The sequence below is a fragment of the Mogibacterium diversum genome (assembly GCF_002998925.1).
Taxonomy (GTDB): domain Bacteria; phylum Bacillota; class Clostridia; order Peptostreptococcales; family Anaerovoracaceae; genus Mogibacterium; species Mogibacterium diversum.
In genome coordinates, this window is the sequence record NZ_CP027228.1 from 1139861 (window position 1) to 1162453 (window position 22593).

Sequence of the window (22593 nt, forward strand, 5' to 3'; positions counted from 1 at the left end):
TCCTTTCAGAACCCGTTCTCCGCCAGGAACTCAAGTGTAAGTCCACTTTCATTATCGTCCTTTTGCCGAGTACCACCATATACAGTCGGCTCACCAAGTCCCAATAATTTTTCCACATATTTGCCTACAATATCATTTTCAAGATTAACTTTATCGCCTGCATGCCTCTTCAGCAGTGTAGTCTCCTCACCTGTATGAGGGATAATCGAAACCTTGAAACGCTCATTATCCACATAAGCAACAGTAAGGCTGATTCCATCGATTGCTATGGACCCCTTCTCAACTATGAGCTTAAGAATTTCTGTTGGTGCCTTGATGCTTACCCATACAGCAATTCCATCATGCTCGAGTGATTCAACAGTTCCAACGCCATCGATATGACCAGATACTATGTGTCCGCCGAACCTGCCATTTGCAGCCATCGCCCGTTCTAGGTTAACTTTATCGCCCACTCTGAGCTGCGAGAATCCCGTTCTGGAGATGGTCTCAGGCATGACGTCTGCGGTAAATCCGTCAGTATGAAGTTCTACTACAGTGAGGCAAACACCATTCACAGCGATGCTATCACCAATATTAGCGCCTTCTAGTACCTTTGAGGCCTCGAGCTCTATGCGGCCTGTCACCCCAGATATATCTAGCAATCTAAGTCTCCCTGTCTCTTCAATGATTCCTGTAAACATTAGTTTTCTCCATCTTCTGGAATATATGTGCTGAGATTATCGATTCTCTTGCATGTAATCATGAGATCAGAACCAATTCTCTCAACGTCGTCGAACGAGAATTTATATGCCATATTAGGATTGTCAACTCCAATACCCTCAATAGGGCTCTTCGCCTTTCCACCGAATACCTTGGGTGCGATAAATATTCTCATCTCGCTGATAATTCCAACTCTCAGCGCACTTTCATTGAGATTTCCACCGCCTTCAAGAAGCAAGCTATCTATTTCTAGACTGCCGAGGTACTCCATCAGCATGTTTAGATTGACTCTTCCATCGTGACCAGGGAAGTTAAAAATCCTGACTCCCATCTCGTTAAGTTTAACTGCCTTCTTGATGAAATTTCCTCCGCCAAACTTCTTGCCTAAAGCCTTTGCAAGCGGATTTGTATTCTCATAGTCCAAATAGATTGGTGCCTTATCAGTAAACCTCACCTCTCCTATAGGCAGACCTTCAATTGCGCAAACGACAACTGTTTCACTATCGTACTCATCAGCAGTTCTCACTAACTGGCATTCATTTGGAATTCTGAGCTTGCTGTCGCATACGATTCTCACCGGGTTTCTGCCACCCTCAATTCTGCAGTTAAGCATAGGATCATCAGCTATAACCGTATCAACACCGACCATGATGCTCATGCATTCATGACGCATCTCATGCACCTTGTGAATAGCCTCAGGGCCAGTAACCCACCTTGATGCTCCAGTCTTAGTCGCAATCTTACCGTCAGCAGTCATGGCATACTTCATCATGACGTAAGGATGCTTAGTAGTTATGTAGTGGAAGAAAATCGGATTTAGAGCATCACACTCATCCATCATGAAGTCTTCTACGACTTCAACGCCAGCATCTCTCAGCGCTTGAACGCCCTTTCCAGCTACTTTTGGATTAGGGTCCTTGGATCCAATCACAACTCTAGCTATTCCGTTTTCAATAATTGCCTCCGTACACGGTGGTGTCTTGCCGTAATGACAACAAGGCTCCATAGTCACGTACATCGTAGCGCCCTCTGCAGAATCGCGAAGCGATGCTATAGCATTCCTTTCAGCGTGCATCTGACCGCACTTTACATGGTATCCCTCGCCTATGACCTGTCCCTCCTTGACAATTACAGCACCGACCTTTGGGTTAGGATTAACCCATCCCGTGCCTTTCTTGGCCAGTTCAATAGCTCGGCGCATATACTCTTTGTCCTGTAGCATCAGCTCATCAGCTCTCTCTAACGACATTTCTCTCTCCTCATTCGAATAAATATACAATTGACCCGTTCAATTAGAATGGATATGCACTAAAAAAGAAGCCCCCTCAGAGCTCCTGCAATTCATCCCTGTACAACCTAATGTACCCTTCAGAATAAAAGCTTCTCCCATCCAGACTTTAACTGTCGGCTTCGGAATCTAACCGAATCATGCCTCTCGGCTCGCGGGCTATACCGCCGGTAGGGAATTACACCCTGCCCTGAAGTCAATTACCATATTTATCAGTTCTAGGTTCAAATAGTTAAAGATAATAAACCAAGAACTAATAAGTATAATAGAACTATTATTGAGCTCTGTCAATAGTCGCAATCATTATGAATTGTGTAGTTTTGAAGAAATAATTGCGCACTATTAAATATTATATGGCTTTATTTAATTTTAGGTGTATAATCAAGTTATACAAAACTAACACAAGTTGTTATTTATACACAGGAGGTGATCCCATGAATAATAAAAAAGTTACAGTAGCTGGTGGCGGCGTACTAGGCAGTCAGATTGCTTTTCAGAGCGCTTTCTCCGGATTTGATACAACTATATGGCTAAGAAGCGAAGGCTCCATAGGCAGGTCTCAGCCTAAGATAGACAGGCTATACAAAATTTATCTATCTGAAATCGAAACGCTAAGGCAAAATCTAGGCAAGCCTGGAATCCAAGTTCCTGGAGGTTTCGGGGTAAAAGCTGAAGACCTAACTAGCGAGAAGCTCAACGAACTCCAAGAAAAAGTTGAATCTGCTTATAAGAATCTAAAGCTATCTCTTTCTCTAGAGGATTCTGCAAAAGGCTGCGATTACTATATAGAGAGCATGGCTGAGATTCCTGATGAAAAGCATGAGTTCTATAGAAAGCTCGATAAAGTGCTCGACGATAATACTATCGTAATGACAAATTCTTCGACATTCCTTCCTAGCACATTTAAGGAAGATATATCTAAGCCTGAGAGATACCTCGCACTTCACTTTGCTAACAACATCTGGAGAAGCAACATTGGTGAGGTTATGGGACACAGCGAGACATCCCAGGCCGCATATGACGAAGTAGTTGAATTCGCTAAAGCCATCAACATGGTCCCTATTAAGGTTCTGAAGGAACAGCCTGGTTATCTGTTAAATTCTATGCTGGTGCCATTCCTAAATTCTGCACAGTACCTGCTCGCTAACGGAATTGGAGATCATGAAAATATCGACCGCGCTTGGAAGCTAGGAACAGGTTCTCCACTTGGTCCTTTCCAGATACTCGATATCGTCGGACTAACAACTGCTTACAACATCGTATCCAGCAACCCTGAGTCAAAGAACCCAGATTCAAATGCAGGCAAGATTGCAGCAATGCTTAAAAAGTACATAGATGAAGGTAAGACCGGCATCAATGCTGGTGAAGGTTTCTATAAATATAGATAATCTTCTGAACATCCTGTCTGTGACATCAGAGGTGGCATTTAAATAAATGCTGCCTCTCTCTTTATTTATTAATGACCTCACTTCGCTCTAATGATATAATACCAATGCTAATTAATAGAGGTTAGAGGTGACAAGATGGCATATATCAATTTTAAAGAAATCGACAATTCAAATGTAACTATCGAATGTAATTCCAGCAACAAACCAGAGGATTATACGCTCGGTACTTTCTCATGCGAGGAATTCCTGCAGCACCTAATCGGCAAAGGAATTATCCCTATAGATGAAAACGAGGCAGAGAGACCTCACGCACTTAACACAGTCAGAGAGTTATATGAGCTCTGCAAGAATAACCTCGGCGATATTCAGGTTATGACTGATGCAAGAGCGGATCAAATAATCGCTTGCCGTGAAAATGCTGATGATAACCAGTCAAAATTCACCGGCTACAAGCTTCTAGAGCTTCGCTACTATGACTGCGAACCGGAGTCGCAGATTATTAATTTCAAGTATCCGTATACCGAAGAAAAGCAGTATGACTGTAATTTCAACGTTAAGATGTTCATCAATAATCCTATATTCTTTAATACAGTCATAAGGCTTCTGTATGAATACAGCGGTCCTGTGCTAATATATGATTACTGGAGACCAGTTGGCATGGAACTTCTTGGTACAGTTGAAGGAATCGAGCAGATTGCGCGAGTTTAATCATAGGTTCTCCCATATGCATTACAGACAAGATGTGCTACCTTATGGTCTGACAAAACATATCGCTGATTTGTCAATTTAGATAGGCGTATCCACACTCCCTGCTTGAGAGAGCAGGGAGTTTTATTCATCTTGTGGCTCGATGCCCCTAGCATTTAATATTTCTAGTTTGTATATCGATCTCAGAGAAATTTCTTTATCAAGAATTGTGATAGTCTCTTTATCTGGTCTTACCTTTGTGACTAATCCACTAATTTCTATATATCTGCCATGCAGCTCATCATTGGCAAGGGGTTCAAAGTAAAGTATTCTGACCTCAACACCATTTTCTCTAGCTAATATGCTATTGCTACACTTTTCGTATATGGTTGCAATCTTGCAATCTAAATCAAAATACTCATCATCAGTAAGTACCCTTTTGATATCGTAGATTACCTCCTTCTCCGCTAAAACATCATCGTACCCTGACAAGGCAGCAAAAGGTGCGAATATCTTAGCTCGCTTCTCACTGCTCATCCGCGGATACTTGTACGAAAATCTATCAGCCTTATGGATTGGTCTCACTCTATTGATAATATCGGCATATTCAAATTTTGTTGCCCGTATTATTCTTTCATCGTATACACCCATCTATGCTCTATGACCTCCTATCTGATTGTTTCTCTCTATATATGTACTTCCTTCTTCGAGATTCATGCCTTTTATCAAGGCATTGCTTCCATACTTCTCTCGTATCGCTAACATAACCTCTTGCAGTTCACATTCTTTAGAGTCATCTGTATCACAAGAGTCTAGTGAAAATATATCAATCTGCTCATCTTCATCTACTCCCTTGATATCGTTGGCGGCTATGGTTATACGCCTTATGTAAAGTGCTGGATCTATCAGGCGATCAAAAGCTTTCTTTAAGCTTCCTATAATCTCTGCGGTGCTATTCGTAGCAATACGTAGCCTAACATTGCCAGACACACCCTTAGGCATCAATCTTCCGTAAAAATCAACCACAACCGGACCGTTATACTCTCCGCTCTCAAGACTCTGCCCATCAAAGCTGATGAAAAAAGAAAAATGCGATGCAATTAGTTTCTTCCGTACCATATCCATGGATAGCTTATCAGCCATCTCGATAAATATATTGCGACCTTCTCCATGAGCATATGCACGAGGCAGAACCTGCCCAGTAGAGAGCGAATGCGCTGCTGGCTTATAAGACTTGATATCCGACATGGTACATGGTTCCTTACCCCATGCATGATCAATCAGGATCTCAGCGTCTACACCAAATGCTTTATATAGGTATTCCTCCTCATTAATCGATATGCGAGCTATATCCCCCATCGTATAAGCCCCAATTTTAGCGAGCCTTCGGGCTTTACCACGTCCGATCTGCCAGAAGTCAGTTAGCGGTTTATGGTTCCAAAGGAGATACTTATAAGATGTCTCATTGAGCTCTGCAATCCTTACGCCATCTTCATCGGCTTTGCTCTTCTTGGCAACTATATCCATACCAACCTTAGCAAGATACATATTAGTTCCAATTCCCGCAGTTGAAACTATGCCTGTCTCAGACAGCACGGCTTTAATTATAGTCATCGCCATCTCACGAGAAGCCGAAACCTTGTGGCAAATCGCTGCCTCCTTATACATGTGAAGGTAATGCGTTATATCCATAAAGCATTCATCTATGCTGTATACATGAATATCCTCCGGGGAAACAAAATTCATATAAATGGAATAAATTTCCGATGATATGCGCACATACTCAGCCATCCTCGGCGGTGCTATGATGTATTCAATCTCATGACCGCACTCTATCTCCGCTCTTCTTATCGCCTGCTTCGCTTCAAATAATCTAGGTCTCCCCGGCACACCAAGGGCCTTCAGTGCGGGTGAAACCGCTAGGCAAATCGTGTTGTCTGATCTAGTTGGATCAGCAACTAGTAGCCTAGCCTCGAGCGGATTAAGCCCTCGAGCTATGCATTCGACAGACGCATAATAAGACTTCAGGTCGATGCACAGGTAGGTCCTGCTCCCCTCAAGCTCCTCCTCTTTATTAAATATATTGATTGACGCATTCCCATCCATCTTCACTCCCTGATGACGACAAATACTCCGCTTGACTTTTTTGCTTGCCCCAATTATAGTGGAGGCACAGGCAAAAATCAAACATATGTTCTTTTATTTTCCCGCTAAATCTTTATGATTTTTGTTGAACTCCACTGACCTCAAGGTGTTAAAAATTTTTTGATAGTTTTGTGAAACTTTCTTTCTACATTGACATGATAAATCACCGGTGGTAAACTGAAAATGATTTTTAATTTCGGTTATTTCCCCATTTTTATGTCGTCTACGCTTCGATTCATAGAAGAATTGCGGTGCTCGGACAATTACAATAACCGATACTATTTTTGCAAAATCTGTATTTTTCACGTTACATAGCATGGAGGTTTTTATGAAACGTAACAAGCTTATTAAAATATTTGCAATTATGATGATTGCAATCCTTTCACTTGGTACACTTGCGAGCTGCGGCAAGAAGGAAGCAGACTCCAAGAAGCTCAAGATTGTCGTAACTACATTTCCTGAATACGACTGGGTTAGAGAGATTCTAGGCGACAGAGTCAAGGATGTTGATCTGAAGCTACTTCAGAAGAATGGTACTGATTTGCACAGCTTCCAGCCTTCAGCTCAGGATATAAAGGATATTTCAAATGCTGACATTTTCGTCTATGTTGGCGGTGAGTCAGATGAATGGGTTGAGGACGTTCTCAAGAAGAAAAAGAACAAGGACCTCGTTGCAATCAACCTCATGGACGAAATGAAGGACAGTAAGAAGGCTGAAGAAGTCAAGGAAGGTATGCAACCAGAGAAGGAAGATGAAGATGAAGGTGACGGCCATCATCACGAAAACGCCGAGGAAGTAGAGTATGATGAGCATGTATGGCTATCTCTCAAGAATGCGATTAAGCTCTGCCAGCCTATCGAGCAGGCAATTGCTAAGAAGGATGAGAAGCACGCAGATACTTATAAGAAGAACCTCGATGCCTACACTAAAAAGCTAGAGAATCTAGACAACAAGTATGCTGAGGCTGTTAAAAACGCTAAGGTTAAGACTCTCATCTTCGGAGATCGTTTCCCATTCCGTTACATGGTAGATGATTATGGTCTAAACTACTATGCTGCATTTGTAGGCTGCTCAGCTGAATCTGAGGCTAGCTTTGAGACAATTAGCTTCCTATCCAACAAGCTCAACCAGCTTAAGATAAAGCATGTTTTAACTATCGAGAACTCTGATCACAAGATTGCTAAGTCTGTAATCAAGAATGCCGACGGAACTAAGAGAGACATCAAAACTCTTGATTCCCTGCAGTCTATGAAGAAGGGCGACATTAAGAAAAAGACTTACCTCAAGACGATGGAGAATAACCTCAAAGTTTTGCAGGAGGTTCTAAACAATTAGGTATTACTAGGAGAATAAATTGAACAAAATGGTAAGAGAGAGTAAAGACTCTTCATTTAGTATCATTTGCGAGGGGCTTGCTGTCGGGTATTCAGGCAAGCCCCTCTGTAATGGATTCGATCTGGAGATTAATAACGGGGATTATATTTGTATTGTAGGAGAAAATGGCGCCGGGAAATCGACCTTGATTAAGACCTTGGTAGGTCTGATTCCAGCGATTAGCGGCAAGGTCTTGCTGCGCGGTGACATTGATAAGAGTGATATCGGCTACCTGCCGCAGCAACGTGAGATGCAGAAGGATTTCCCGGCTTCCGTATGGGAAGTCGTGCTATCTGGATGCCTGGATAGACTTGGATTTAAGCCTTTTTATGGGCATAAGGAGCGAAAGCTTGCCGCTGATGCTATCCGAGAGCTTGACCTCGAGGATATTAAGAACGAGAGCTTTCGCGAGCTTTCTGGCGGGCAGCGGCAGCGCGTGCTCCTAGCACGCGCCATCGCCGGCTCCAAGAAAGTGCTGGTTCTGGACGAGCCGATCACCGGGCTCGACCCGGTGGCCGCTGCCCATCTGTACCAGCTGCTGAACAGACTGAATCAGAACGGAACAACAATCATAACCATCTCGCACGATATCAGCAAAGCGCTATCCGCGGCCAACAAGCTACTGATAATGAGCGATAAGCCTCACCTGGCTTCAGAAGCGGAGAGGAAGGAGGTTCTAGATGTCTAATATTTCAGAACAACTACACATGTACCTTTCTCACTCCTTCGTCCTGTATGCGCTAATCGTAGGCGTTTCAATAGCCCTCTGCGCAGCTATGGTCGGAGTAACGCTGGTGCTCAAGAGATTTTCATTTATAGGAGACGGACTTTCCCACGTCGCATTTGGCGCGATGACAGTCGGCACTATTATGCACGTATCGAGCAATCTATATGTGACCATGCCAATCACTATACTCGCAGCTATACTGCTGCTTCGAGGCAGCCAGAATAGCAAGGTTATGGGCGATGCCAAGCTGGCGATACTATCAGTCGTATCACTTGCCTTCGGCTATCTGATGATGAACGTATTCTCATCATCGGCAAACGTATCGGGAGACGTATGTACGACATTATTTGGCTCCACATCGATATTGACGCTGACAACAGAAGACGTAATCCTATGCCTAGTAATCTCGGCAATAGTTATAGTTTCCTTCGTGTTTCTGTACAACAGACTTTTTGCTGTCACATTTGATGAGGAATACGCGAAAGCTACAGGCACTAAGACAGAAACATATAATTTAATCATCGCAATCATCATTGCTGTTATAATAGTACTGGGAATGAACCTGGTAGGCTCACTTTTGATATCCGCGCTCATCATCTTCCCTGCTCTATCGGCGATGTGCGTATTTGGAAGCTTCAGAGCAGTAACCATCTGCTCTATAATCCTATCAATAGTTGCAGCCTTGACCGGAATGTTTATATCAATCCTAGGCGGGACTCCAGTAGGAGCAACGATTGTAACGGTGGATGCAATTATGTATCTTATATTTATACTCCTCGGCAAAGTGACTGCTAGAGGATAATTTTACAGAATGCAAAGATGATAAAATGACTAACAACAAAAAGACTAAACTAATTATAATAATAATCACGCTACTGGCTTTTGTATCAATCTGCATTGGAGTTACGCTACATATCGTAGCTCACAATAAGGCGAAGACGGATGGTCATGTTGACATCGACCTCAGTACCATGAGTGCAACAGCAATCTACTCTGAAGTGTCTAACATGATGACAGATCCTAAGAAATACGTAGGAAAAACTATCAAGGTAAAGGGATACTACACCGTAAGCATCGATCCAGGTACTGGCGAGCGCTATACGTACTGCCTGATTCCAGATGCAACCGAATGTTGCCAGCAAGGGCTACTCTTCAAACTCAAGAAAGGTGAAGCTTCGAAGCTACCAGCTGAGGACAAGAAATTTGTCATATCTGGCAAATTCACACTCAAGACGCTACCTGAAGATAAAAACGCCACGTACGTAGAGCTCGAGAATGCCAAGGTGTATAAAGACGGTAAGTAACGTATATAACGCATATAAAGAAAAAGGCTATAGTAAATCATAAATGTACCGACCTCAAGTTAGACCATAATCTAACGATTAGAAGGCCGGTACATTTTCCTATAACCGTTTTTATCACTTATTATTCCATTTTGTTTCTGCGACTCGGCCTTCTCTCGAGGACTTTAATCCTCTTACATAAATCCGAGCAGTGTATCAACAATCGGCACTACTATAACGAACAGAATCGTACTTAATGTTACTACATTAGTCGAGAACTCGACATCACCATCTCCATGGCTTGCTAGGATTGGCAGCACCGCTAGAGCAGGTGCAGCCGCCTGTATAACGAACGTCCTAAATTCATCAACCGGCATATTCTTAGCTGTGAGCATAAGTATTGCAACCATAACTACAGGTCCTAATACGAAACGACCTACTAGGGTTATAATCGTATCCTTATCCAGTGTAATCGTCTTAAGGCCAGCCTTTGCAAGGACTATACCTATATAGATTAGCGACAGCGGTGTTACGATATTTCCTACATATGTAAGCGTGCTAGTAGCAAAAGCTGGTACTGGAATCCTCAAAACGAGGAATACTAGAGCCACTAAGAAACCAACTAATGGCGCTGGAAGCAGCTTCTTCCAGTCGAACTTTTCTGCGCTCTTATGCTTACCCGATTTGCTATCGCTAGACATCAGGTAAACTCCTAAAGTCCAGGTCGAAACGGTATTAGTGATGTAGTATATGAGGAAATATGGCAAAGCCTTGTTCCCAAACAACGCTACATTGAGAGGCAAACCTATGAAAATGGTGTTGGCATTTACAAAGGTATTTATCATCGTGCCCCTGCGCCCCGGCCTTACGTGAAATGCTTTAACTGCAATAAAGGCTGCAACATATCCTAGTCCAAATGCAGCAAATGTGTAGACGAGTCCCTCAGATAGACTAACAAGTTTATCGAAGGTTAGATATTTCATTACTGACACGAAAATAGACGCCGGTAATGCAACATTCATTATTAACCGCGATAAGTTGGAGCCAAAAGACTCTCCAAACCATCCGTGATTCTGTAGAAAGTATCCTAAGGCTATTATCGCAATAATCGGAATAATACTCTGTATAGAGGTGATTAATATCTCCATATCGCTCCTTTCTAGAGCCTAAACCCTTTTATATCCCGTGAAAGCCGGACATAATCCGGCCTTCACGCGAATATTTTAATCTCTAATTTTAGTGCTTTGGATACCACTTCATATCCTGAACAGCCTTGACCATATCCGTTTCTTCAGCACGTGCAAGTCCCTGCTTCTGGGCAGTCTTAGCAACTGCTTCGGCAACTCTAATGGATACATCCGCTACGTACTTGAAAGGAGGTAGCACAGGTGCTCCTGGCTTGCTCATATCAATGATTCCACTCAGTGAGTGAGCTGCAGCCCCAATCATCTCATCTGTCAGTAAGCTTGCCTCCGATGCGAGCATTCCAAGCCCAAGCCCTGGATAGATTAGCGCATTATTAGCCTGTCCAATTACATAGTCAACACCCTTATACGAAACTGTACCTGCTGGGATTCCAGTTGCTACGAAAGCCTTTCCATCAGACCAAGCAATTAAATCTTCCGCAGTGGCCTCTGCAAGTTTCGTTGGATTTGATAGAGGGAAAATCATTGGGCGTTCAGTATTCTCGCACATAGCCTCAACAACTTCCTTCGTAAAAGTATTTGGCACTGTTGATGTTCCAACAAGTATTGTTGGCTTTACTGTCTTCACAACCTCAAGTAAGTCTGTCAGCTTATCTGCGTTAGGATAATCCGAACGCTTCTTAGCAAAAGGTCTCTGCTCAGGAGTCAAATCATCCATATCATCGAAGAGAAGTCCCTGCTTATCCACCATAAAGAACCTCTTGTAAGCATCTTCTTCTGAAAGCCCCATAGTTACCATCTCGCGGAGTACACGTGAGGCAATTCCTGCACCGGCAGTTCCACCGCCAAAGCATAGGTATACCTGGTCAGTAAGTTTCTCACCTGTAACCGCAAGCGATCCGAAGATTCCGCCAAGAGTTACGATACCCGTTCCCTGTATATCATCGTTAAAGGTAGGAATATCCTTACGATATTTCTCGAGAATATTTGCGGCATTTGAACGCCCGAAGTCCTCCCAGTGCAGATACAGCTTAGGGAATAGCTTCTCTGCCGTATTGACAAACTTATCGATGAAGTCATAGTAACGATCACCGCGCACCCTCTCATGGCGATTTCCGAGGTAATTTGGATTATTGCGAAGCGACTCACGGTTAGTTCCTGCATCGATAACTAGTGGTAGAACCGTAGCTGGATCAATTCCTGCCGCGCCAGTGTACACCATTAACTTTCCTACTGAGATATCCACACCATTTGCACCCCAATCGCCAATTCCGAGGATTTCTTCGGCATCGGTTACTACAATCAGTCTTATATCCCTGCCGCCAGCTGCATTTCTAAGAGTTTCCTCAATATGCTCTGGATGATTAATGTCGAGGTAACCTGCATACTGAGGATTTACAAAGAGGTTGCTGTATCCCTCGATAGTGTCGGCAATAGTTGGGTCATAGACAATTGGATTGAACTCTTCTAGATGATGTGAGAAAAGATAATAGAACAGTGTGCGATTAGTATTAAATATTTCCATGAGAAAGAGTCTCTTCTCAAGATCATTAGCCTTGGTCTGAAGCTGAGCATAAGTCTCAGCGGCCTGTTCCTCGATGGTCTGAACGTAAGGTGGCAATAGGCCAATAAGCCCAAGTTCCTGACGCTCCTCTAGAGTAAATGCGGTTCCTTTATTAAGAAAAGGATTATTTAAAATATCATGTGCATTCATAGTCCACCTCCACTTTTTACACCTGTATTAAAATTTACTACATCATATGCCTCTAACTACCCGCTGTAAAGCTTTTACACAATTAAACACGAAAACCACATAAACCAAATGGAGAGCCTAACATCCGTTCAGGCTCTCCGTTTTCATTCTTATTATTCACATCAATTCAATTAGTTCGGTGCTATGCTTCCATCCGGAATGCTAACATCCACACCATTCACTGTAATTCCTTCGCTAATCGGAATCATCAGATAGCTACGGCCATCGATAACCTCCGTCCTAATTCCAAAGGCATGCTCTGGATCCACACTGACATTCACCTCAGGCGTCTCTATCTTAAACTGCCTGCGGTTGATGAGGTTCTCAGGGTTAAAGAATTCTTCCCCTTCAAAATACTGCTTACACGTATCATGGAACTTCTCGATTGCCTCGTCAGAGGTTCCGCTCTTCATGAGAATTTCCTCTAGCTCATTGATGTGAATCTCTGGAGCTTCATCGGATTTTGCTTCCTTAAGTAGATCTATTTTCTCATCTATCTGGATATGAAGTGCCTTCACGATGTCAATATCACATTCATCCTTTAGCGAGTCAGCGAGTGCACTGTCAAATGCATTCTTCTGTGTATTTGCAGCCATCGGTAGCTTTTCTAGGTTGAACACCGCCTTGAGAAAATCGCTATGAACGTCAGCCGAACTCCTCGTATAATAGAGCGCCTGATATATGTTAGTCATCCTGTCATCGAAGGTCGGGAACATGAAGCCCATGTCCGGAGCTCCGAGTATGCTGCCAGTCGATGCACCGCGGAAATTTTTCTCCTCGGCAAGGTATCTGAGTGCACCCTTCGGGTCTTTTACAGGACACAGACAGCAGACGAAATACTCGAACTGATCCGTCGACTCTTCCGACCACTCGTCACTACCGCTATCCTTATATGGCACATCATAGGCATCGGCAGCCAGCAAGATAACGTAACCAGTATCTCCCATATCTACGCTATCGATAATTCTCTGAAATAAAATCTTGCGCATAGTCTCGTTACTGAGATGCGAAGTCCTCAGCGTCTGAAGCAGCCTATGCTCATCGCTATCCTCGACCTGAGCCGTCGAGAACTCAACATCTAGTAGATTCCTGCCTAGTGCGCCAGACAGCACCTTCTTTAGAGTCTTCATGTACATCTCGCGCTCTTCATTTTCCATGAGCATCGTCGGCGAATCCATGTACGTGATAATCTCTCGCGCAGCATTGACGTAGCAACCATAAATATGCCCAAAATTGTTCGTATCCGGGCTAAATCTCTTCTTAATCTCTCTAATTTCCTTGCGATTCATCTTGTCTCCTATACAAAATAGTCTTGTTTATAATTGTTGAGTACCGCCTAGCGAGTATGCGAATACTTATAATCATCTACGGTTATATTTCTTCAGAAATTTTCAGGTATTTCTTAATTTCATCTCCGTTACTATATTAATCGATGTAGTGAATGAATATGCCGGGTTTTCCATTATTAACACCTTCCCAAGCAAATTCTTCAGGCAATTCTTCACGTGAGCACGTGCATACTTCAATCATATAAAGACCTACATTATCTTTGTTGTTATCATCCTTATCACAAAAATCTATGTATCCAATATATTGCCTTTTGCTGTTTAGAGAAAATGTGCATTTCCCAATAATACTAAAAGGTTGGACATTAATAGAACCATCCGTTACTTTAGAACTTACTCGTACACTTTTGATTATTTTCCCATCAAATACATTAAAAAGTTCATCTATCTTGCCATCTAAATCTTCGATATTCTTTTGTGCACTCTTTGAGAAAAGGTTCTTTAACCCTTTTTTATCCTTTTCATTAATGCATTTAACGACTTTTTTATTCATTGCATTCATCTGTGCATCTTCATATGCAGTTTCTTCGCTTAGCCGTTGTTCACGACTTTTACAGCCTTCAAGACAGAACGCAGCTGATAAAATCATTAGTAGACATAGCATAGTAAGCGTTGCTTTTTTCATTGTATCCTCCAACCAATCAGCTAACTTACTTATTATCGCTGAGTTCCATCTTTGTTATAGATGAATATACCATAGTCGTCCTCACTGCCATCCATATGGAAACCTTCAGGTACCTCATCTTTTGAGAAGGTCAATAAATCTAATTGAAATATGCCCTCTTTCTCCTTATTCTCATCATCTATATCGCATATGTCGATAAGTATTATATACTTATCACCACTTTTTAGTTTAAGATGGTATTTACCATAGATATGCAGGGGTTGCGCATCTGCAGATCCTTCAAATGCTGGACTAAGACCTTTTGCGCTTTCTATTTTATTCCCATTGAAAGCACCTATCAGCTGGTCAAGTTTCCCATCTAAATCCTCAATATGTTTTTGTGCGTCCTTTGAGAAAAGCTTCTTGAGACCCTCTTTATCCTGTTCGTTTATACACTTGATGACTTTATTTTTCATCTTGTTCATCTGTTTTTCTGTATAAATCTCTTGATCTGCCATTTCATCTGTTCTGCTTTTGCAGGCTGTTAGGCAGAATGCTATTGATAAAATTATCAATAGACACATTACAACACTTATCAGTTTCTTCATTTTGTCACCGCTATTATAGATTAATTGATGTAGTGGATGAATATGCCTGGTTTTCCACTATTAACACCATCCCACTTAAAGCCACTTGGAAGCTTATCTTCGGTGCAGGTTATAATCTCTATCATATAAAGTCCAACGTTCTCTTTATTCTCATCATCCATAGAGCAAAACTGTACCCACATCACATACTTCTCGCCATTGTTTAGATTAATCGTGTAACTACCGTAAATATTAATAGGTTGTGTATTAGAATCGCCACTAAACCCTGGCTCTTCACCATCAATGCTTTTAATTTTTACACCATCAAATATGTTTATCAGATTATTAATCTTGCCATCTATTTCTTCTGAATTCTCTTGTGCGCTCTTTGAAAACAGTGATTTTAAACCTTTCTCATCCTTATTATTTATGCATTTTACAATTTTCTTATTAACTGCATTTATTTGCTTTTCTGCATAAATCTCTTGGTCAGCCATTTCATCGGTTCTGGTTTTGCAACCCGCAAGACAAAATGCTGTTGAGAGAATAATCAGTAGACATAGTATGCTACAAGTTGTTTTTTTCATAAAACTGCTCCTCATATGTCTATTGAGTGGAATTTATTTTTTTGGATAGTTTTGCAAAGTATAAACAAATACCCCATAGTCATCTTTATTACTCCTCATTCGAAACCCCTCAGGTATTTCATCTTTAGAGAAAGTAAGTAATGTTATTTTAAACAATCCCTCTTTTTCTTTGTTATCATCATCTATATCACATATATTTATAAGGATTATATATTTATCCCCATTATCCATCTTAAGATGATACTTGCCATATATGTGCAACGGTTGCGTCTGTTCAGACCCCTTAAACGCAGGTTCTTTACTGTCCACACTTTCAATTTTATTTCCATTAAAAGCACCTATAAGCTGGCCAAGTTTCCCATCTAAATCCTCTATGTGTTTTTGTGCATCTTTCGAAAAGAGCTTCTTAAGACCTTCCTTGTCCTGTTCGTTTATACACTTGAAGACTTTATTTTTCATCTTGTTCATCTGTTTTTCTGTATAAATCTCTTGGTCTGCCATTTCATCTGTTCTGCTTTTGCAGGCTGTTAGGCAGAATGTTGTTGATAAAATCATTAGCAGGCATAGTAATGCACATGTTAATTTTCTCATTGCACCGCACCTCGTTCAGCTATTAAACAACATTTATTTCTTTGGATAGTTTTGAAGAGTATAAAGGAATATTCCATAGTCATCTTGATATGCTCCACCACTAAAATCTTTAGGTGATTCTTCTCTACTGAAAGTTCTCAATTCTATTTGAAAAACACCTTCTTTATCCGACTCTTCATCATTTTTATCGCATAAGCTAATATATATTCGATACTTTTCTTTACTGTTAAGCACAAGGTGATATTTTCCATAGATATGCAGGGGTTGTGTCTGAATTGAACCCTTAAAGTTGGGTCCAAGACCTTTTGCACTTTCAATTTTATTTCCGTTAAAAGCACCTATAAGCTGGTCAAGTTTCCCATCTAAATCCTCTATGTGTTTTTGTGCATCCTTCGAAAAAAGCTTCTTGAGACCTTCCTTGTCTTGTTCATTTATACACGTGATGACTTTATTTTTCATCTTGTTCATCTGTTTTTCTGTATAAATCTCTTGATCTGCCATTTCATCTGTTCTAGTTTTACAGCCTGCAAGACAGAACACAGTTGATAAAATCATTAGTAGGCATAGCATAACAAGTGTTGATTTTTTCATTAATCTACTCCTTTATGCAAAAGAGTGTTCATTATTATTGTGCGTTCTCTAAAGTGTGTATGGATAAGGCGTAGTCATCTTTATAAACTCCACCATGAAAGCCTTTAGGAGTCTCCTCTTTAGAAAATGTCCTCAAATCAATTTGAATCAACCCTTTCTTATCAGGATTTTCATCATCCCTATCACAAAAACTAATAAATAAAGTGTATTCTTTTCCATTACTAAGTTTAAGGACATAATCCCCATATATATGCAGGGGTTGCGCATCTATAGAACCTTCAAAGTCCGTTCCACTTCCTTTCTCACTTTCAATTTTATTCCCGTTAAAAGCCCCTATAAGCTTGTCAAGTTTCCCATCTAAATCCTCTATATGTTTTTGTGCGTCCTTCGAGAAAAGCTTCTTAAGACCCTCTTTGTCTTGTGCGTTTATACACTTGATTACCTGATTTTTAGTTTTATTCATCTGCTTATCAGTATACTTATCAAGATTGAACATTTCATCTGTTCTGCTTTTACAACCTCCAAGACAGAATATTGTCGATATAATCATGAGCAGACACATCATAGCACACATTATTTTCTTCATTGCACACCTCTTTACCACCTGTAATAAATAGTTTTATTTTTTTCATCGATACATATACCGTACAGTTCTGTTTTATCCCCATATTTATCTACAAACGCCTCCCATAGTTCAGGCTCTTTACTGAAGTCAATCATCCCTTCAACTATAAGATTTTTATAATTGACATCTTGGTATTCAGGATTGAATCCTGTTATCCACCACTGCGGATCTCCAGGTTCGTATTTCATTATCTGCCTTCCAGACTTGTCATACAGAGATAGCTTCATTATGAGTTTACTGTCTTGATATGTGAGTTTGTGGTAACCATTGCCTCTGTATATTCCTGTTTCAGCACCAGCTCCTAGACCATAGTAATCACCTTTCCACATCCAGAGAACATAATCATTGCCATTACTTGAAAACTCCATTTTTTTAGGCTTCGCAGACGTAAACGACTTAAACACATAGTCATAGGTATCATTGTAACCAAAATGTCTTTGTATACAGTTTCGCCTAGCGTGATATACACCATTAGAGTCCCTATCCATATTAAGGGTTGCACCTATAGCCTGTTCTCCTATCCTTGATTTAGATAAGGCCGCTGCGTAATCACTTGCATTTGTCGATGAAAATCCTGGAATTGGAGTCTCTGCTAGTTCTCGCGATTTAGACAATAACCAGTTCTTTCCCTCTGGGTTGCCCTGCAAGATTCCAGTCCATCCGAGGAAATCGAATGTATCATCAACTACAGTTTCTACGATTGGGAATGCTCCATTTCTATCAACCATTATTAGCGGCGACGCAAGGCAGTAATTGTATGGATTCATCGCGAGAGGCTTAGTGATACTGCCATTAACGATATCTTCGCCTGCAAATCTTCCTGCATCAGGCATATACTCTCTTGCTTGTGCAAAGTACGTCCCACTTGCTACGTCTTTGCGATACCCCGTATAAGCGAATGGCTGTATGCTTTCTCTATCCATGCCACTTAGCTCGTTACCAAATTCATCATATGCGTAGCTCTCTATGAGTGCATTATCAGCACCCACAAGGTGCATTGGTGTTCCCTGCATATCCGCTAGATAATAGTATTCTTCATCACCTTTCATAGCTAGCGGGATTGAATCTTCCCATATAAAACGCTGATTCATGCCATTTCGCTTTCTCTGAATCAGATTGCTGTGCTCCTTAGAGTGGTCAACTATATACTCGGTTTCTACATTCCCAATGAGCTCCTTTATCCTCTGCCCAGCCGCATCGTACATGTATTCTGACACGAGACCGCTACTATCTATTACTTTATCAAGCCTATTTGCTGCGCCATATACAAATCTCTTAGATGTGTTTCCATCAACACACATGCCGGTGATATTTCCACGTCTGTCGTATGTATATGTTGTTTCTGATTCTGCTTCTCTCTTGGATATAAGTTGGTCTGCTTCATTGTATGAATATATAGTTTCAATGCCATCTGAAGCCTTCCTCATCCTATTGCCGAAATCATCATACTGATACTCCCTAAGCACCTTCGAGTCTCTTGCTACTTCTATCAGCTTGCCTGTTGCATCGTATTTGTAGTTAAAGGAGCCACTGTATTCGCTTGATTCTCTTCTCTCCTTTTCTATACACGACACATTCCCTCTTATATCGTACTCATAACGCTGCCTATCTATGATTCCTTTGTCATTAGCATGAGTCAACATCTGCAGTCTGCCGATATTATCGTACTCATATGACGTGCTGCTGCCATTAGGCATAGCACGCCTTGCCAGTCTATTCAGATTATCGTAATGATATAAAATAGAACTTTCTTCATCCATGATTTCAGCAAGTCTGTGTTTGTTATCATACCTATAATGTGCCGTAGAACCATCAGGGTAAGTAAGGCTTGTCCTTTCACCTGATTTGCCATACCCATAGCTTACGACCTGTCCATCTGGGTAAGTCTCCTTTGTCATTCTTCCTACGCAATCATACTCGATTAGTGATGCCCCATTTGGAGTTTCTGTCTTCGTAGTTTTTCCAAGCAAATCATATGCGAATCTTGCAAAATTTCCATCCGCATAGATAATCTCAGTTATTTTATCGAGCGAGTTATACTTAGTCTTGGTTACAAACCCGTCTCTGTCAGTCTTTTCAATCAGTCTACCTTTTGCATCGTACTTAAAAGATGCAGTGTCACCAATTGGATTAATCGACTTGGTCACCCTTCCCATCAAATCTCTTACATACTTCATTACACGAGATGCATTTTCTCCCTTAGAGATGCGGCGTACTTCAGTGATTTGATCCATGTCATCATAATCATACTCTACTTCGTTGCCGAGCTCATCCGTAACCTTAATGAGCATACCCGAAAGCGAGTACTCGTAAAGCGACTTTCCTCCGTCTGCATTTATCTTAGACGTTACGTTATTCATGGCATCATAGGTGTATGCTGTCCTCTCTCCATTTTCACCTTTGACCTCAATAAGTCTATTTATGCAGTCGTACTTATAATATCTCTTGTAATTATTCACATCTGAGTATTCAGTGATATTTCCTGCAGGATCAACAACGAAGTCCTCTGACGCGCCATCTGGATGAATTATGCGTTTCAAAACACCACCAGGATAATACTCATATCTGGTAGTACATCCTGAACTATCAGTTCGTGATGCTATTCTGCCGATTGGCGTGTACTCATACTTTTTACTATTCCCAAGAGGGTCGATTTCTTCTATTAGCTGATCTGCTGCATCATATATGAATGAATACTCATTTCCGCCTCGATCTGTGTATTTTATTATATTTTCTGAACCATCATAGCAGAAATTCTCTTCAGATCCATCCGGGTATCTCGCACTAGTGAGTCTATTTATTCCGTTGTATTCATACTCCGTTACATTTCCAACCTCATCCGTCTCCATGATAAGGTTACCCATGCCATCATACGCATAGGCATGTCTCCCTCCTTCAGGGTCAATCTGCAGAATCAGCCTATTATTCTTATCATATTCATAAGAAATGCATCCTCCATTAGGAAGTATTTCTTCCTTGAGGTTCCACATTTCATCATATGTATATGTTGTGATTCTACCGAGCGGATCTGTTTTTTCAGACGGAAAACCTAGGCAGTTATATTTGTATGTTGTCTCTGCACCGTTTGGAGCAGTTTCTTTAATCATTCTGCCTAATTTATCATATTCAAAAGTGATGCTGCTCTTATCTGGCTGGACTACTGCAGTTATATTACTGTCATCATCGTATGTAATTTGCCTTGCATTGCCATTAGCATCTATGGTGCCTGTTAGCCTGTTGATAGCGTCCCATTCATATGTTTGCTTTCCGCCTCTTTCATCACAAACTTCAACTACATTATCTCGTTCATCAAAGCTGAATGATGTAATGCTTCCTTCAGCATTCATAATCTCGCATACATTGCCATTTTTATCATGTCTAAAGAAAGTCTTTCTACCAAGACCATCTTCAGTAACGATTAGTCTTTCACCAAAGATACTATACTTGTTTTTAACTTTAAGTTTACCGTCAACGACGAGCTTTTCTGGTTTACCTTTGCTGTCATACTCTATTATTGTTTCTGTTCCAACTGGATCTATTACTTTTATTACATCCCCATTTTCATTGTACAGAAATTCCCGTCTGCCGCCGTTTTTATCAACAAATGCAGTTCTTTTGTCTTTCTTGTTGTAGCTGAAACATTCTTCGGCATCACAATACTCATTTTTGATAGTCCTTAAACGACTATCATTATAGTGATAGCTCACTGCACCATTACGCTCAGTTTGCACGGTTCGACCTCTATCGTCATCATATTTATATGACATAGAGCTCTCATCTGGGAAGGTTTGGCTTATTACCCTTCCATATGAATCATATTTATTTGTGATGGTAGTTACATTATCTGCGTTAACAATCTCAGACAGATAGCCGCGTGAGTCGTATAAATACTTGTACTCGCCTCCATTTGGCATTATTACTTTTGAAAGCGCACCTTTTTCATATTCATATTTAACTGTACGTCCTGTGTGATCAGTCACAGCATCTATCATGCGCTCAGTATTATACTCTAGCGCATATCCTTCACCCGATGATTTTCTAATGCTAACGAGTAATCCATCTTCATACGACAAGTCGATAGATGTGCGATTTTTGTCTTTTCTTTTTATATATTGGCCTTTGAAGTTAAATATGTATTTTGTACCAGCTTCGGTCTCATATACATATCCTGAGCTACTTTTCCTTAGCTTTCCAAGGCTTGCGCCAAAATTAACCACACCTTCATCTCCTATGAAGGTAAATGATTCCTCTCTGCCATCCTCTCTAATAATCTTAGCGCTTTCCTTACCTGCTACATTTCTTTCTACTAGTAGTTTTACTTCAAAGCTATGATTCCACCTATTTCCAAACGCCCCTTTATATGTGTTTATCGAATTATAAAATCGCCCAAATACTAGAGGCGACTTGCCATCAATAACTAAGTCATCCTTTTCATAAATAAAATTACCAGATGATAGGTTTACTGGATCTTTACTAAAGGCATGAGTAATATCATATTTGCCCTTTGCATTTTCTAGGGCCTTTGCGGTTGCTGTATTGATCGCTTCATCAATTTCTTTTATCCAATTCTGATTCGCAGGCAAGTTGAAACCATTAGCTGTTGAGGTCGCTAATGCCGATAATCCTGTATTCATAAGTGAAATCAAATTGCCATATTCGAGGAATAAGTCTTTGGTAGCAGCCTCTATTTCATCTATTTTCCTAATTTTATTCTCTAGAACATTTATTACATTGAGTTCAACTTCTTTAGAATGCCTCAAAGTATTCATCGTATTACTAACGACCGCACTTATATCTGGGATAGATATCATCAATAACATGTACAAAAGCAACGATGTATCTATACCTTTAATAATATTTTTATGCTTACTTATATCATCATTGATATCATCTTCCCTTAAGATCTCATCACCTACAGCATCTATCAATGTATTGCAGTCAGTTTTTACAATATCACCAAGAGAAGAAAGTCCATGTATTATCTTCTTAACTCCCATCATGTGCGTGCAAGCATGTCTATACCAGTTACCACTTAAATTTCCATTTGAAGTAAAGCTATCTAAGGTAGAATTAATTTTCTCTGTAGCTTCTGTAACCTTGGAAATTCCTTTTAACATGCTGTCACACTGCATTTTTATGCACTGAGGATTTACGACTCTTCCGCCCATACAT

The 22593-nt window shown here is 40.8% G+C and carries 20 protein-coding genes and 1 riboswitch; of the genes, 6 read left to right on the forward strand and 14 right to left on the reverse strand.

From position 1 onward, the window contains the following. Nucleotides 1-5 precede the first annotated feature (5 nt). Together C5Q96_RS05330 and ribD are read right to left on the reverse strand one after the other, a co-directional pair. On the reverse strand, nt 6-680 hold the full coding sequence (locus C5Q96_RS05330) for a riboflavin synthase (RefSeq protein ID WP_106057371.1): 675 nt from the start codon (nt 678-680) through the stop codon (nt 6-8). Further along, nucleotides 680-1948 carry a bifunctional diaminohydroxyphosphoribosylaminopyrimidine deaminase/5-amino-6-(5-phosphoribosylamino)uracil reductase RibD gene (gene ribD, locus C5Q96_RS05335; protein ID WP_106057372.1) on the reverse strand — a complete coding sequence of 423 codons (1269 nt, stop codon included), beginning with the start codon at nt 1946-1948 and terminating at the stop codon, nt 680-682. The genes C5Q96_RS05330 and ribD overlap by 1 nt, the downstream gene beginning before the upstream one ends. Nucleotides 1949-2073: 125 nt before the next feature. Continuing rightward, nucleotides 2074-2189, reverse strand: a riboswitch (FMN riboswitch). Nucleotides 2190-2421: 232 nt separating this feature from the next. Here ribD and C5Q96_RS05340 point away from each other — a divergent pair. Together C5Q96_RS05340 and C5Q96_RS05345 are read left to right on the forward strand one after the other, a co-directional pair. Next, nucleotides 2422-3375: a 3-hydroxyacyl-CoA dehydrogenase gene (locus C5Q96_RS05340; protein ID WP_106057373.1), complete on the forward strand. Its 954-nt coding sequence runs from the start codon at nt 2422-2424 to the stop codon at nt 3373-3375. Nucleotides 3376-3510: 135 nt separating this feature from the next. Then, nucleotides 3511-4083, forward strand: a complete 573-nt coding sequence (locus C5Q96_RS05345) for a hypothetical protein (RefSeq protein WP_106057374.1) — start codon at nt 3511-3513, stop codon at nt 4081-4083. 123 nt (nt 4084-4206) lie between these two features. Here C5Q96_RS05345 and C5Q96_RS05350 read toward each other — a convergent pair whose 3' ends face one another. Both C5Q96_RS05350 and C5Q96_RS05355 read right to left on the reverse strand, forming a co-directional pair. Then, nucleotides 4207-4713: a hypothetical protein gene (locus C5Q96_RS05350; protein WP_106057375.1), complete on the reverse strand. Its 507-nt coding sequence runs from the start codon at nt 4711-4713 to the stop codon at nt 4207-4209. Next, nucleotides 4714-6168: a Y-family DNA polymerase gene (locus C5Q96_RS05355; RefSeq protein ID WP_106057376.1), complete on the reverse strand. Its 1455-nt coding sequence runs from the start codon at nt 6166-6168 to the stop codon at nt 4714-4716. A gap of 367 nt (nt 6169-6535) precedes the next feature. Here C5Q96_RS05355 and C5Q96_RS05360 point away from each other — a divergent pair, with 367 nt between their 5' ends. Genes C5Q96_RS05360 through C5Q96_RS05375 form a run of 4 tightly spaced genes read left to right on the forward strand, consistent with a single transcriptional unit; the run spans nt 6536 to nt 9613 of the window. After that, a complete protein-coding gene (locus C5Q96_RS05360; protein WP_106057377.1) occupies nt 6536-7543 on the forward strand; it encodes a metal ABC transporter substrate-binding protein in 1008 nt (335 codons plus the stop codon). Nucleotides 7544-7571: 28 nt separating this feature from the next. Continuing rightward, the gene (locus C5Q96_RS05365) at nt 7572-8270 is read left to right on the forward strand and encodes a metal ABC transporter ATP-binding protein (protein ID WP_106058008.1); all 699 of its coding nucleotides are present in this window, start codon (nt 7572-7574) and stop codon (nt 8268-8270) included. Beyond that, nucleotides 8263-9111, forward strand: a complete 849-nt coding sequence (locus C5Q96_RS05370) for a metal ABC transporter permease (protein ID WP_205763989.1) — start codon at nt 8263-8265, stop codon at nt 9109-9111. Before C5Q96_RS05365 ends, C5Q96_RS05370 begins: the two co-directional genes overlap by 8 nt. A gap of 25 nt (nt 9112-9136) precedes the next feature. Further along, nucleotides 9137-9613 carry a hypothetical protein gene (locus C5Q96_RS05375; protein ID WP_106057378.1) on the forward strand — a complete coding sequence of 159 codons (477 nt, stop codon included), beginning with the start codon at nt 9137-9139 and terminating at the stop codon, nt 9611-9613. A 173-nt stretch (nt 9614-9786) separates the two neighbouring features. Here C5Q96_RS05375 and C5Q96_RS05380 read toward each other — a convergent pair whose 3' ends face one another. The 10 genes from C5Q96_RS05380 to C5Q96_RS05425 form a co-directional block, all read right to left on the reverse strand. Then, a complete protein-coding gene (locus tag C5Q96_RS05380) occupies nt 9787-10740 on the reverse strand; it encodes an AEC family transporter (protein WP_106057379.1) in 954 nt (317 codons plus the stop codon). A gap of 88 nt (nt 10741-10828) precedes the next feature. Further along, a complete protein-coding gene (locus C5Q96_RS05385) occupies nt 10829-12451 on the reverse strand; it encodes a malolactic enzyme (protein WP_106057380.1) in 1623 nt (540 codons plus the stop codon). Nucleotides 12452-12621: 170 nt separating this feature from the next. Continuing rightward, the gene (locus C5Q96_RS05390; RefSeq protein WP_106057381.1) at nt 12622-13779 is read right to left on the reverse strand and encodes a DUF4317 domain-containing protein; all 1158 of its coding nucleotides are present in this window, start codon (nt 13777-13779) and stop codon (nt 12622-12624) included. 136 nt (nt 13780-13915) lie between these two features. Then, entirely contained in the window at nt 13916-14461 is a 546-nt protein-coding gene (locus C5Q96_RS05395; RefSeq protein ID WP_106057382.1) for a DUF5104 domain-containing protein, read from the reverse strand. Nucleotides 14462-14493: 32 nt separating this feature from the next. Further along, the gene (locus C5Q96_RS05400; RefSeq protein WP_106057383.1) at nt 14494-15048 is read right to left on the reverse strand and encodes a DUF5104 domain-containing protein; all 555 of its coding nucleotides are present in this window, start codon (nt 15046-15048) and stop codon (nt 14494-14496) included. Between the two features lie 20 nt (nt 15049-15068). Further along, the gene (locus C5Q96_RS05405) at nt 15069-15614 is read right to left on the reverse strand and encodes a DUF5104 domain-containing protein (RefSeq protein ID WP_158696700.1); all 546 of its coding nucleotides are present in this window, start codon (nt 15612-15614) and stop codon (nt 15069-15071) included. Nucleotides 15615-15647: 33 nt separating this feature from the next. Beyond that, nucleotides 15648-16205 (reverse strand): DUF5104 domain-containing protein, encoded by a 558-nt coding sequence (locus C5Q96_RS05410; protein ID WP_106057385.1) that lies wholly within the window; start codon nt 16203-16205, stop codon nt 15648-15650. Between the two features lie 33 nt (nt 16206-16238). Then, nucleotides 16239-16796, reverse strand: a complete 558-nt coding sequence (locus tag C5Q96_RS05415; RefSeq protein WP_106057386.1) for a DUF5104 domain-containing protein — start codon at nt 16794-16796, stop codon at nt 16239-16241. A 34-nt stretch (nt 16797-16830) separates the two neighbouring features. Beyond that, the gene (locus C5Q96_RS05420; protein ID WP_106057387.1) at nt 16831-17382 is read right to left on the reverse strand and encodes a DUF5104 domain-containing protein; all 552 of its coding nucleotides are present in this window, start codon (nt 17380-17382) and stop codon (nt 16831-16833) included. Between the two features lie 11 nt (nt 17383-17393). Beyond that, nucleotides 17394-22589 (reverse strand): DUF6531 domain-containing protein, encoded by a 5196-nt coding sequence (locus tag C5Q96_RS05425; protein WP_106057388.1) that lies wholly within the window; start codon nt 22587-22589, stop codon nt 17394-17396. Nucleotides 22590-22593: the final 4 nt, after the last annotated feature.

Excerpts from the sequence above, each read along its gene's own strand:
- C5Q96_RS05370 (WP_205763989.1), top strand. The coding sequence starts at position 8,263 with ATGTCTAATATTTCAGAACAACTACACATGTACCTTTCTCACTCCTTC.
- C5Q96_RS05400 (WP_106057383.1), bottom strand. The coding sequence starts at position 15,048 with ATGAAGAAACTGATAAGTGTTGTAATGTGTCTATTGATAATTTTATCA.
- C5Q96_RS05365 (WP_106058008.1), top strand. The coding sequence starts at position 7,572 with ATGGTAAGAGAGAGTAAAGACTCTTCATTTAGTATCATTTGCGAGGGG.
- C5Q96_RS05360 (WP_106057377.1), top strand. The coding sequence starts at position 6,536 with ATGAAACGTAACAAGCTTATTAAAATATTTGCAATTATGATGATTGCA.
- C5Q96_RS05355 (WP_106057376.1), bottom strand. The coding sequence starts at position 6,168 with ATGGATGGGAATGCGTCAATCAATATATTTAATAAAGAGGAGGAGCTT.
- C5Q96_RS05345 (WP_106057374.1), top strand. The coding sequence starts at position 3,511 with ATGGCATATATCAATTTTAAAGAAATCGACAATTCAAATGTAACTATC.
- C5Q96_RS05395 (WP_106057382.1), bottom strand. The coding sequence starts at position 14,461 with ATGAAAAAAGCAACGCTTACTATGCTATGTCTACTAATGATTTTATCA.
- C5Q96_RS05415 (WP_106057386.1), bottom strand. The coding sequence starts at position 16,796 with ATGAAAAAATCAACACTTGTTATGCTATGCCTACTAATGATTTTATCA.
- C5Q96_RS05420 (WP_106057387.1), bottom strand. The coding sequence starts at position 17,382 with ATGAAGAAAATAATGTGTGCTATGATGTGTCTGCTCATGATTATATCG.
- C5Q96_RS05330 (WP_106057371.1), bottom strand. The coding sequence starts at position 680 with ATGTTTACAGGAATCATTGAAGAGACAGGGAGACTTAGATTGCTAGAT.
- ribD (WP_106057372.1), bottom strand. The coding sequence starts at position 1,948 with ATGTCGTTAGAGAGAGCTGATGAGCTGATGCTACAGGACAAAGAGTAT.
- C5Q96_RS05425 (WP_106057388.1), bottom strand. The coding sequence starts at position 22,589 with ATGGGCGGAAGAGTCGTAAATCCTCAGTGCATAAAAATGCAGTGTGAC.
- C5Q96_RS05410 (WP_106057385.1), bottom strand. The coding sequence starts at position 16,205 with ATGAGAAAATTAACATGTGCATTACTATGCCTGCTAATGATTTTATCA.
- C5Q96_RS05380 (WP_106057379.1), bottom strand. The coding sequence starts at position 10,740 with ATGGAGATATTAATCACCTCTATACAGAGTATTATTCCGATTATTGCG.
- C5Q96_RS05385 (WP_106057380.1), bottom strand. The coding sequence starts at position 12,451 with ATGAATGCACATGATATTTTAAATAATCCTTTTCTTAATAAAGGAACC.
- C5Q96_RS05405 (WP_158696700.1), bottom strand. The coding sequence starts at position 15,614 with ATGAAAAAAACAACTTGTAGCATACTATGTCTACTGATTATTCTCTCA.
- C5Q96_RS05390 (WP_106057381.1), bottom strand. The coding sequence starts at position 13,779 with ATGAATCGCAAGGAAATTAGAGAGATTAAGAAGAGATTTAGCCCGGAT.
- C5Q96_RS05340 (WP_106057373.1), top strand. The coding sequence starts at position 2,422 with ATGAATAATAAAAAAGTTACAGTAGCTGGTGGCGGCGTACTAGGCAGT.
- C5Q96_RS05375 (WP_106057378.1), top strand. The coding sequence starts at position 9,137 with ATGACTAACAACAAAAAGACTAAACTAATTATAATAATAATCACGCTA.
- C5Q96_RS05350 (WP_106057375.1), bottom strand. The coding sequence starts at position 4,713 with ATGGGTGTATACGATGAAAGAATAATACGGGCAACAAAATTTGAATAT.